Below are 10,904 nucleotides of genomic sequence, written 5' to 3'. Positions count from 1 at the left end.
ACTGTCGAGCTCGTGATGGCATTCGAAGAAGAGTTCGGCTGCGAAATCCCGGACGACGCCGCCGAGACGATTCTGACCGTCGGCGACGCCACCAAATTTCTTGAGAAAAACGCAAAAAGCTGACGCCTTCGCGCGACACACTTGAAGCCGGACGGATCGCGACTGCGATCCACCGGCTTCTTGCTGTGACAAGCTAGGGATCAGTGGGAGGATCGGCGATGAGGCGGGTGGTCGTCACAGGCCTAGGCATGGTGTCGCCCCTGGGCTGCGGCGTCGAGCCGACCTGGAAGCGCATTCTGAACGGCGAAAGCGGCGCCAAGCGAATCGATACGTTCGACGTGTCGGATCTGACCAGTCAGATCGCCTGCGTGATTCCGCGCGGCGACGGCAGCAACGACACCTTCAATCCCGACCAGTGGATGGAGCCGAAAGACCAGCGCAAGGTCGACGATTTCATCATCTATGCGATGTGCGCCGCCAAACAGGCGCTCGACGACGCCAACTGGCATCCGGAAACCGAAGCCGACAAGTGTGCCACCGGCACCATGATCGGCTCCGGCATCGGTGGCCTGTCGGGTATTGCCGATACGGCGCTGCTTCTGAAGGAGCGCGGACCGCGCAAGGTCTCGCCGTTCTTCATTCCCGGCCGCCTGATCAATCTCGCCTCCGGCTACGTCTCGATCGCGCACGGCCTCAAGGGCCCCAACCATTCCGTGGTGACGGCGTGTTCGACCGGCGCGCATGCGATAGGCGACGCCAGCCGCCTGATCGCGCTCGGCGATGCCGATGTGATGGTCGCGGGCGGCACCGAATCGCCGATCAGCCGGCTGGCAATGGCCGGCTTCTGCGCGGCGCGCGCGCTATCGACCGAATTCAACGATGATCCGACCAAGGCGTCGCGTCCCTACGACAAGGACCGCGATGGTTTTGTCATGGGCGAGGGCGCCGGCGTTGTGGTGCTGGAAGAGTACGAGCACGCCAAAGCGCGTGGCGCACGAATCTATGCCGAGATCGTCGGCTACGGCATGTCGGGCGATGCCTATCACATCACATCGCCGACGCCCGATGGCGACGGCGCGTTCCGCAGCATGAGCGCTGCGATGAAGCGCGCCGGCATCTCCGCGGCCGATCTTGACTACATCAACGCGCACGGGACATCGACGCCGCTCGGCGACGAAATCGAGCTGGGCGCCGTACAGCGCCTGCTCGGCAATGCCACCTCCAAGGTGTCGATGTCCTCGACCAAGTCGTCGATCGGCCATCTGCTCGGCGCTGCCGGCGCGGTTGAGGCCATCTTCTGCATCCTGGCGATTCGGGATAACGTCGCGCCTCCGACGATCAATCTCGATAATCCGTCGGTGGAGACCGCGATCGATCTGGTGCCGCTGAAGCCGCGCAAGCGGGAGATCAACATTGCACTGTCGAATTCATTCGGATTTGGCGGTACAAACGCTTCGTTGGTCCTGCAGCGCGTTGCCAATTAGATAGCCTCCACCGTTTCGCCGCATTCCGCTCTAATTCCTACTTCGGGCGCGTGCTATTGACGGGGTCGGTTCGCCCCCCGTGAGCGTTGTACCGACAGGATCAGGTTGTATCGATGAGTGAGAGGCCGCCCATTTCGCCCAGGAGCCCGCGCGCCGCGCTGGAGCCGGAGCAGGTTCCGCCGCCGCCGAAGCGTTCGGACCGTGCCCGCAATCCCTTGGTGGTGGCCGGCAATGCCATTTTCACGATTATCATCGTCACGATGATCGGGGCCGGCGGCCTCTATGTTTATGGCCGCCAGGCGCTGGATGCGCCGGGACCGTTGCAAGAAGACAAGATCGTCAACATCCCGGCCCGCGCCGGCAAGGGTGACATCGCCGAGAAGCTGGCGAGCGAAGGCGTGATCGACGCCAATCGCTGGGTGTTCATCGGCAGCGTGTTCGCGCTCAAGGCCAGCTCCGAGTTGAAGCCCGGCGAGTACCTGTTCCAGAAGAACGCCAACCTGCGCGACGTCATCGGCACCATCGTCGAAGGCAAGGTCGTGCAGCACTCCGTCACCATTCCGGAAGGACTGACCTCCGAGCAGATCGTCGGCCGGCTGACCGAGAACGACATCTTCACTGGTTCGATCCGCGAAATGCCGCGCGAGGGAACGCTGCTGCCGGAGACCTACAAATTCCCGCGCGGCACGCCGCGCGAACAGGTCGTCCAGCGCATGCAGCAGGCGCAGAAGCGCGTGCTTGCCGAGATCTGGGAACGCCGCAACGCCGATATTCCCGTCAAGACGCCGGAGCAACTGGTGACGCTGGCTTCCATCGTCGAGAAGGAAACCGGCAAGGCGGACGAGCGCAGCCGCGTCGCCTCGGTATTCGTCAATCGCCTGCGCCAGAAGATGAAGCTGCAATCCGATCCGACGATCATTTACGGCATCGTCGGCGGCAAGGGCACGCTGGGCCGCCCGATCAAGCGCAGCGAGATCCAGCAGCCGTCGCCCTACAACACCTATGTCGTCGAAGGCCTGCCGCCGGGGCCGATCGCCAATCCCGGCCGTGCCTCACTGGAAGCCACGGCGAATCCGGCGCGCACCCGCGACCTGTTCTTCGTCGCCGATGGCACCGGCGGCCATACGTTCACTGAAACCTACGACGCGCATCAGAAGAACGTCGCGAAGCTCCGCGTGATGGAGAAGGCGATCCAGAACGACGCCGTCGAGCCGCCGGAAGAGGCTGCGGCTCCGGCCGCACCGGCCGATGCCAATGCCGCCACCGGCACGACGCCGGCCAAGCCCGCACCGGCCAAGCAGCGGGCCCGCAACGTAGCGCCCGCACCGGCGCCCGCTGCCCGCCAGGGTGCGGCGCAGACCACGACCACCACCACGCCGCCCGTGGTCCAGCGATAGACGTCGCCGCCCGGCGCCGCGCTGGCCTTGGCGCCTAATTCTCTTTGGCCTGAAAAGGCTCTAACCTGAGCGGGGTTTGCGGTTACGCGAATCTCGCTCGCATTTTCGGAGACGTGACGCGATGGCGCTGTCGAGCATGACCGGCTTTGCGCGAAGCCACGGCACCAGTGGGCCGTATGCGTTCGAGTGGGAATTGAAGTCCGTCAACGCCAAGGGCTTTGACCTCAGGATGCGGCTGCCGCCGGGCTGGGACGAGATCGAGACCATCGCCCGCAAGCGCGCCACCGAGATCCTGTCGCGCGGCACCGTTTACGCCAACCTCACCGTGAAGCGCGGCAATGCGCTGTCCACCGTGCGGGTCAACGAGGAGGTGCTCAATTCGATCCTGCGGATCGCCGCTGATCTCGCCGGCAAGATCGACGCGGTGGCGCCCTCCGTCGACGGGCTGATGGCCATCAAAGGCGTGATCGAAGTGGTTGAGCCGGAGGCCGACGAGGCCGAGGACAAGGCCGCCAAAATCGCCGTCGCGGCCGCCTTCGAGGAGGCGCTGACCGCGCTGGTGGCGATGCGCAAGCGCGAGGGCGCCACGCTCGGCGAGATCCTGACGCAGCGCATGAGTGAAATCGAGTCGCTGACGAAGAAGGCCGAGGCGGCGCCCGGCCGCAAGCCGGAAGCCATCCGCGCGCGGCTCGCCGAACAGATCGCGGCGCTTCTGGAGTCGTCCGATCGTTTCGATTCCGACCGGCTCAACCAGGAAGCGCTGATGATGGCGGCGAAGGCCGACATCCGCGAAGAACTCGACCGCATCGCCTCGCACATCTCGCAGGCGCGCGAGATGATCGGCAAGGGCGGACCGGTCGGCCGCCGGCTCGACTTCCTGGCGCAGGAATTCAACCGCGAGGTCAACACCTGCTGTTCGAAATCCAACGATCTGGAACTGACCAACACCGGCCTCGAGATGAAAAACGTGGTCGAGCAATTCCGCGAACAGGTTCAGAATCTCGAATGACGAATTCCAGCAATCCCGCATCCGAAGGCGTTGAGCGGCGCGGCCTGATGTTCGTGCTGTCGTCGCCGTCCGGCGCCGGCAAGACCACGCTCACCCGGATGCTGATCGCCGAGGCCCCCGATCTCACCATGTCCGTTTCGGTGACGACGCGGCCGATGCGCCCCGGCGAAGTGGATGGCCGCGACTACTACTTCGTCGACCAGAAGCGGTTCGACGAGATGGTGGCGCAGGACGAATTGCTGGAATGGGCGCGGGTGTTCGACAATTGCTACGGCACGCCGCGCGCGCCGGTCGAGGCCGCGCTGGCGGCCGGGCACAACGTGCTGTTCGATATCGACTGGCAGGGCACGCAGCAACTGCGCGGCCGTGCGGCGAAGGATGTCGTCAGCGTGTTCATCCTGCCGCCCTCGGTGCAGGCGCTGGAGCAGCGGCTGCATACCCGTGCGCAGGATTCCGACGAGGTGATCCGCGGCCGGATGAAGAAGGCCGGCGACGAAATGAGCCATTATGACGCCTATGACTACATCGTCATCAACGACAACATCGGCATTGCCTTCGAGTCGGTGAAATCGATTTTGCGCGCCGAACAGCTCAAGCTGGAGCGTCAGGTCGGCGTCACGGCCTTCGTGCAGAAACTGCGACAGCAGCTGTAGCTGGAAATGCACCGGCTCCGCGGAGCAGCGCAAATGCGCTGCCCCGCGTCCGGGACATGTAGTTCGCGCCTCAGTTCGTCAGCACGACGCGGCCGACCACGTGGCCAGCGCGCAATTCCTCGATCCACTTCTGCGCGTCGGCCATTGGTTCTTCCTTCATCGGCGTCGGCTTGATCTTGCCGGCGCGCGCCAGGTCCATCAACTCCTTGGCTTCGGCCAGTGTGCCGACCATGAAGCCCTCGATGGTCATGCGCTTGTAGATCCACTGCACCATCGGCAGCGAGAAGTTGCCGCCCATCAGGCCGGACACCACGATCTTGCCGCCGCGCGCCACCGTCGATACGGCAAAGCCCATCGACTTGTCATTGCCCGCGAAATCGATGACGCCGTCGAAGCCGCCATCGGTTTCCTTCACCATGCGTCGGGCAACATCGGGTTCGGCCGGATCATAGGCGAACGCTGCGCCGTTCTTCAGTGCTGCCTCGCGCGCCGCCGGGCTGAGATCGGCGACCGAGATCGGCTGCTTGAACATCGCCTGCGCGAAGGCCAGGCCCATCATGCCGACGCCGCCAAGGCCGATGAGAAGGATGTTGCGCTGGCGCGGGCGATCGACGAGGCGCTTCAACGCGCCGTAGGCGGTGACGCCGGAGCACATCAGGGTCGCCGCCATATTGACCGGCAGCGGATCGTAGTCGAGCAGGTACTTCGCATCCGGCACCAGCACGTGGCTGGCGAAGCCGCCGTCGAGCGCGACGCCGAGATAGCGGTTGCGGGCGCACAGGTTTTCGTCGCCGGCGAGGCAGTCGCGGCACTTGCCGCAGCCGATCCAGGGGAATACGGCGACCTTCTTGCCGATCAGATCCTTCGAGGCATCGGGGCCGACTTCGTCGACGACGCCGGCGATCTCGTGGCCAAGCGTGAAGGGCAGGGTCATGCCGCGCGTGGTATCAAGCTTCTTGCCGCCGCCGAGGTCGGCATAGCCGTCCTGGATATGCAGGTCGGAATGGCACAGGCCGCAGCGTTCGATACGGACCAGAACCTCGTTGCCAACAGGTTTCGGCGTATCGACGATGGTCTCGCACAGCGGAGCATCGAACTTGACCAGCGATTGGCGTCGCATCAGCGCCATGAATAGCTCTCCCTAGGTGGCGTTTTTTATCTTTCGTATATCCGCCAATTCACGGGCCATGGCAACAAAGCCGGATACCGGGACCGTCTCGGCGCGACGCGTGGCTTCGACGCCGGCGGCGGCGGCGAGGATCTCGGGATCGACGCCGAGCGCCTTCAGGCTCTGCCGCAGCATCTTGCGGCGCTGGCCAAAGGCGGCGGCGGCGACCTGTTCGAGCATCCGGCGTTCGCACGGCTCGGGCGCGGCGCGCGGCGTCAGGCGTACCACTGACGATGTCACCTTGGGTGCCGGCACGAAGGCGGTCGGCGGAATGTCGAACAGGATGCGGGTTTCGGCGCGCCAGTTCGACAGCACGCCGAGCCGGCCATAGGCCTCATCATCCTCGCGCGCGACAATGCGCTCGGCGACCTCGCGCTGGAACATCAGCACCATCATGTCGTACCACGGCGGCCACGGCTCGGTGCACAGCCAGTCGATCAGCAGAGGCGTCGCGATATTGTAGGGCAGGTTGGCGACGATCCTGGCGCGTTGGCCTGCGAGCAGCGGCCTGGGGTCGAAGGTCTGGGCGTCGCCGATCACGATCTCGAGCCGGCCGGGATAATGCTGCGAGATCTGTTCGAGCGCGGGACGGGCGCGTTCGTCGCGCTCGACCGCGATGACGCGGGCAGCGCCCAGCGCCAGCAGCGCGCGGGTCAGGCCGCCCGGTCCCGGACCAATCTCGACGATCGTTTCGCCTTCGAGCGGTCCCGCGGCCCGCGCGATCTTTGCGGTGAGGTTGAGGTCGAGCAGAAAATTCTGGCCGAGCGATTTGCGCGCCGAGAGATCAAACTTCTGGATGACTTCGCGCAGCGGCGGCAGGTCGTCGATGCCGCTCATGACGGCTGCGCCGCGGCCATGCGGGCCGCCAGCTTCAGCGCCGCGATCAGGCTCGACGGATTGGCTGTGCCGGTGCCGGCGATGCCGAAGGCGGTGCCGTGGTCGGGCGAGGTACGGATGAAGGGCAGGCCGAGTGTGACGTTGACGCCGTCGTCGAAGGCGATGGTCTTGATCGGGATCAGCGCCTGGTCGTGGTACATGCAGATCGCGCAGTCGTATTTTGCGCGCGCCGCCGGATGGAACATGGTGTCGGCGGGTAGCGGGCCCGTTACGTCGATGCCCTCGTTGCGCAGCACGGTGATCGCCTGCGCGATGATGGTCTGCTCCTCGTCGCCCATCGTGCCGTCCTCGCCCGCATGCGGATTGAGGCCGGAGACGGCGAGGCGCGGCCGGCGGATTCCGAACCGGGTCTTCATGTCGGCGACGACGACGCGTGCGGTCGCGGTGATCAGGTGGCTGGTGAGCTGCTCGATGGCGTCGCGCAGCGAGACGTGGATCGTCACCGGCACCACGGCGAGCGTCGGCGACCACAACAGCATCACCGGCATCGGCGTCTTGCCATTGCGGGCGGCGAGCTCGGCCAGAAATTCAGTGTGGCCGGGATGCAGGAAGCCGGCGCGGTACAGCACGCTTTTGGCGATCGGGTTGGTCACTACGGCGGAGGCGCGGCCGGCCTCGACGTCGGCGACGGCCTGGCGGATCGACGTGATCGCGGCGGGGGCGCTGGAGGCGTCAGGACGGCCGGGCTGCGCGGTGACGTTGTGGCCGGTGGAGACGACGGGAAACGCGTCAGCGAACGCCGCAGCCGTGCTTTCGGGCGTGGCGTCGGCAATCGGAAGGTCGATACCGAGCAGCTTCGCGCGGGCCTGGATGCAGTCGCGGTCGCCGAGTAAATAGAACGGCGGCAGGTCCAGCTCATGGCGGCGCCGCCATGCGGCGATGGCGACGTCCGGGCCGATGCCGGCCGGTTCGCCCAGTGTTAGCGCAAGAGGTGTTGCCATGCGGGCCCTTCAGCCGGTCGCGGCCGGAGCCGATTATTGCTGGCGATACTCGATCATCGAGCCGTTGCGGACTTCCTGCAGGTAGGCCTTCGACTTCGCCTCGAATTTTTCTGCGAACATCTTGTCGCGGACTTCGCGCTTCTTCGGCGTATCGATCTTGGTGGGCTTGCGCGAGCACAGCGCCACCATCTCGATGCCCTGGCGGGTGACTTCCGGCGGCGTGAGATGGCCGATCGGCGTCTTGTCGAGCAGTTCGCGCAACGTCGGCGGCAGATCGGCCGAGGTCTTGATTACGGTGTCGCGGATGGTGGCGTTCTGCATCGACTTGAAGGTGCTGTTGGCCTCGTCGCAGGTCTGGATCCGGCTGCGCAGGCCTTCGGCTTCCTTGCTGCGGGCTTCTGCCGCACCGGCGCCGGCGCCGCGCGGCACCACCAGCACGACCGGGCGCATCTGGTACTCGAACGCCTCGACATTGCTGTCGCCGCCGCTGTTCAGCACCACGGCCTCGACCTCTTTCTCGCCGACCTGCAGGCTCTGCTTGAAACGGCCGCGGACGAGCGCGTTCCAGACCATGTCGGCTTTCAGGCGGCTCTTCAGCGTATCCGGCCGGATGCCCTTGGTGGCCAACTGCGCGACCAGCTGTTCCGGTGAGAGGCGCATCCGCCCGCTCATGCTCTGGAACGCACCATCGACTTCGGAGGCGCCGGGATCGACGCTGAATTTCTTGCCTTCCTTGATCTTGACCTTCTCGTTGATCAATTCCTCGATGACGTCCTTGCGGTTCGGGCTCTTCTGGCCCGACAGCCCGGTCAGCTTCATGCGCTGATCGACGTCGAAATTGGTGATCACCTCACCATTGACCATCACCGCAACCGATTGGGCGCGCAGCGGCGCTGCGCCGCAGATCAGGATCAGCGCCGCCGCCATCAGGGCCTGCGAAAGGCGCCGGGAAATCATGGGAGTCATTGTCAAACCGCCGTGTCACACATCTCGAAAACTGGTCCGCCTATGCACGCAGAAAACGGAGAATTCGCGGCGGTGCGTCGTTATTGAATGCCGCCGCCGGCGCCGGTGCCGGAAGAACTGCCGAGCGTGCGCAGTCCGATCTGCAGCATCACCGCGTGGTTCAGCACCGGCGGCGTGGCCTGGTTCGTGACGTAGTTGTAGGACGTCACGTAATTGACGGCCAGCACGAAGCAGTCGTCCACGTAGCCCGCACCCAGCGTGTACTGGTTGATCTTGTTGGCTTCCAGATCCCAGCGCGCGCCGCCGGTGACGACCCAGTTCGACGCCAGCTTGATCGAGCCGGTGCCGAGCAGGCCCTCGCGACGGGTCAGGTAGCCCAGATCGGCCTGCGGCGCGTAGTTGCCGTACATCAGGCTGACCGACCAGCGGTCGAACGAGGCGCGGCCTTCGGCCTCGAAGCGCTGCACGTTGAGCGTCTCTTCGTCGAAGCGGGCGCGGGTCGAGAACGTATAGGTGCGGTTGGGCGAATAGTTCACGCGGGCCACGTAGTCGGAGCGCGTCCTGGCGAGGCCGGAATCGACGCCGGTGTTGGTGACGTCGGCGACCGCGTAGGAGTTCAGGCCGTAGAGCTGGTAGGACTGGCCGAACAGCACGTTGACGGAGCCGCCGCGGTCGAACTGGGTGGTCGCCTGGACGCCGACATTGGCGCGGCCGCCGCCTTCGACGCGGTCATAGCCGGAGAACTTGTCGACGCTGAACAGGTTGCTGGCGTCGAAATTCAGGCTCTGGGCATCCTCGTTCGGCAGCTTGCCGGCATAGGTCTCGTTCGGGCGAATGATGACCTGCGCGATCGGCTCGATCGTCGTGGTGCCCCAAGGCTGCACGTTGATGAAGGGATAGCGATATTCCATGCCGATGGTCGGCATCACCCGCAGCGCCTGGCTATCGCCGGGCTGGATGAAGTTCGAAACGCCCGGCTGGTTCGAGATCGAGGCGTCGATCGCGTCGGCGCGGATGATCGCGAACGGCGTGAAGATCTGGCCGAACTGGTCGGTGTAGGACCGGCGCCACTCTGCCTGCGCGGACAGGCGGGTATAGGTGCCGGGCATACCGCGCAGCAGGCAGTTGCCGACGGTGCGTGCGGCCGGATCAGCCGAGGTGGTGTTGCACAGCGCGCTCGCGGCGCCGAGCGTCGAGATCGCGTCGAAATCGGCCGTGGTGCGGGTCAGGCTGGTGAAGTTGGTCTTGTAGCTGAACTCGCCGCCGAGGATGTTGCGGTTGATGACGTTGGCATAGTCGATCACCGGCAGCACGACGGGCACTTCGCTCTGCGCACCGGAATAGCTCAGGTAATAGATCGTGCGCGCATCGAAGAAGCTGCGGTTGCCGACGCCGGTCAGATAAAGCTGCGAGACCGCTTCGGTCGGCAGGTTGATGAACGACGCGAACGGGTCCTTGTACAGCGACAGCCGGTAATCCTGCAGGAAGGTGTAGTCGCTCAGCGCGACCGCATCCCAGCCCCAGACCCACTTGTCGTTGATGGCGAACTGGCCCTTGGACTCGACGCCGCCGCGGAAATCCTTTTCGCCGACCGTTCCGGCATAGGCCTTCGGGTCCATCTGGTTGATGCCGTAGGCGCGGATCGAGTAGGCGCCGTCCATCAGCCGCTGCCGGAACTCGCCCTGCAGCAAGAGGCCCTGCTTGGTCGTGTAGCGCGGGCTGATCGTGGCGTCGTAATCCGGCGCAATCGCCCAATAGAACGGGGTCTCGATGCCGAAACCGTAATTGGTCACCTGGCTGAAGCCGGGCATCAGGAAGCCGGTCTTGCGCTTCACGGTCGGATCGGGGGTCGAAAAATACGGCAGGTAGGCCAGCGGCGTACCGAAGAATTCGAGGCGTGCGTCCTCGAAATACATCATCTTTTCGGTCTGGTCGTGGATGATGCGGGCACCCTTGACCTGCCAGAGCGGCGGCTTCTTCGGATCGTCCTTACACGGCGCGCAGGCCGTGTAGACACCGTTCTCGAACACCGTGTAATTGCCGCTGGAGCGGTCGGCGCGGGTCGCGGCCATGCGGGTCTGGTCGGCGGTGTCCACGCGCAGCGAATCGACGAAACCATCGCGGTAATCGTCGGAGAGATCCATGATCTCAGCATAGGTGATCTTGCCGTCGGCATCCGTCATCCGGATATTGCCTTCGGCATGGAGCCGCTTGGTCTTCTGGTCGTAGATGACCCTGTCGGCCTCGACGCTGGTGCCGTTGTAGAACAGCTGCACGTTGCCGACCGCGGAGACGCGCGAATTGTTGTAGTCGTAATCGACCTCGGTCGCCTGCACGAGCATCTGCCCGTCATTGGCGGCCTTCGGCGGCTTCGGACGCGGCGGCAGCG

At 64.9% G+C, this 10,904-nt stretch carries 10 protein-coding genes; 5 read left to right on the top strand and 5 right to left on the bottom strand.

The window, feature by feature from the left end; translation table 11 throughout:
• The 5 genes from JWQ24_RS16200 to gmk all read left to right on the top strand — a co-directional run.
• Window positions 1–123, top strand: a 123-nt coding sequence (locus JWQ24_RS16200) for an acyl carrier protein (RefSeq protein WP_299809972.1), incomplete at its 5' end; no start/stop codon positions are given.
• 95 nt (window positions 124–218) lie between these two features.
• Window positions 219–1,484, top strand: coding sequence for a beta-ketoacyl-ACP synthase II (fabF, locus tag JWQ24_RS16195; RefSeq protein WP_299809969.1), 1,266 nt, complete (start codon window positions 219–221; stop codon window positions 1,482–1,484).
• Window positions 1,485–1,597: 113 nt separating this feature from the next.
• Complete coding sequence (gene mltG / locus JWQ24_RS16190; protein ID WP_299809966.1) at window positions 1,598–2,881, top strand: endolytic transglycosylase MltG; 1,284 nt, start codon at window positions 1,598–1,600, stop codon at window positions 2,879–2,881.
• Window positions 2,882–3,002: 121 nt separating this feature from the next.
• A complete protein-coding gene (locus JWQ24_RS16185; protein ID WP_299809963.1) occupies window positions 3,003–3,890 on the top strand; it encodes a YicC/YloC family endoribonuclease in 888 nt (295 codons plus the stop codon).
• The gene (gene gmk / locus JWQ24_RS16180) at window positions 3,887–4,543 is read left to right on the top strand and encodes a guanylate kinase (RefSeq protein ID WP_299809960.1); all 657 of its coding nucleotides are present in this window, start codon (window positions 3,887–3,889) and stop codon (window positions 4,541–4,543) included. The genes JWQ24_RS16185 and gmk overlap by 4 nt, the downstream gene beginning before the upstream one ends.
• A gap of 70 nt (window positions 4,544–4,613) precedes the next feature.
• Here the strand turns inward: gmk and JWQ24_RS16175 are convergent, their stop codons facing one another.
• The 5 genes from JWQ24_RS16175 to JWQ24_RS16155 all read right to left on the bottom strand — a co-directional run.
• A complete protein-coding gene (locus JWQ24_RS16175; protein WP_299809956.1) occupies window positions 4,614–5,672 on the bottom strand; it encodes an alcohol dehydrogenase in 1,059 nt (352 codons plus the stop codon).
• Window positions 5,673–5,684: 12 nt separating this feature from the next.
• Window positions 5,685–6,548 (bottom strand): 16S rRNA (adenine(1518)-N(6)/adenine(1519)-N(6))-dimethyltransferase RsmA, encoded by an 864-nt coding sequence (gene rsmA / locus JWQ24_RS16170; protein ID WP_299809953.1) that lies wholly within the window; start codon window positions 6,546–6,548, stop codon window positions 5,685–5,687.
• Window positions 6,545–7,549: a 4-hydroxythreonine-4-phosphate dehydrogenase PdxA gene (pdxA, locus tag JWQ24_RS16165; protein ID WP_299809950.1), complete on the bottom strand. Its 1,005-nt coding sequence runs from the start codon at window positions 7,547–7,549 to the stop codon at window positions 6,545–6,547. Before pdxA ends, rsmA begins: the two co-directional genes overlap by 4 nt.
• A gap of 33 nt (window positions 7,550–7,582) precedes the next feature.
• A complete protein-coding gene (locus tag JWQ24_RS16160; RefSeq protein WP_299809947.1) occupies window positions 7,583–8,515 on the bottom strand; it encodes a SurA N-terminal domain-containing protein in 933 nt (310 codons plus the stop codon).
• Window positions 8,516–8,595: 80 nt separating this feature from the next.
• A partial coding sequence (locus JWQ24_RS16155) for an LPS-assembly protein LptD (RefSeq protein WP_299809944.1) occupies window positions 8,596–10,904 on the bottom strand: 2,309 nt, incomplete at its 5' end.

The organism is Tardiphaga sp. (assembly GCF_028290495.1).
GTDB lineage: Bacteria > Pseudomonadota > Alphaproteobacteria > Rhizobiales > Xanthobacteraceae > Tardiphaga.
This window is presented reverse-complemented; position numbering and strand designations above follow the sequence as displayed.

Excerpts from the sequence above, each read along its gene's own strand:
- fabF (WP_299809969.1), top strand. The coding sequence starts at position 219 with ATGAGGCGGGTGGTCGTCACAGGCCTAGGCATGGTGTCGCCCCTGGGC.
- mltG (WP_299809966.1), top strand. The coding sequence starts at position 1,598 with ATGAGTGAGAGGCCGCCCATTTCGCCCAGGAGCCCGCGCGCCGCGCTG.
- JWQ24_RS16185 (WP_299809963.1), top strand. The coding sequence starts at position 3,003 with ATGGCGCTGTCGAGCATGACCGGCTTTGCGCGAAGCCACGGCACCAGT.
- gmk (WP_299809960.1), top strand. The coding sequence starts at position 3,887 with ATGACGAATTCCAGCAATCCCGCATCCGAAGGCGTTGAGCGGCGCGGC.
- JWQ24_RS16175 (WP_299809956.1), bottom strand. The coding sequence starts at position 5,672 with ATGGCGCTGATGCGACGCCAATCGCTGGTCAAGTTCGATGCTCCGCTG.
- rsmA (WP_299809953.1), bottom strand. The coding sequence starts at position 6,548 with ATGAGCGGCATCGACGACCTGCCGCCGCTGCGCGAAGTCATCCAGAAG.
- pdxA (WP_299809950.1), bottom strand. The coding sequence starts at position 7,549 with ATGGCAACACCTCTTGCGCTAACACTGGGCGAACCGGCCGGCATCGGC.
- JWQ24_RS16160 (WP_299809947.1), bottom strand. The coding sequence starts at position 8,515 with ATGACTCCCATGATTTCCCGGCGCCTTTCGCAGGCCCTGATGGCGGCG.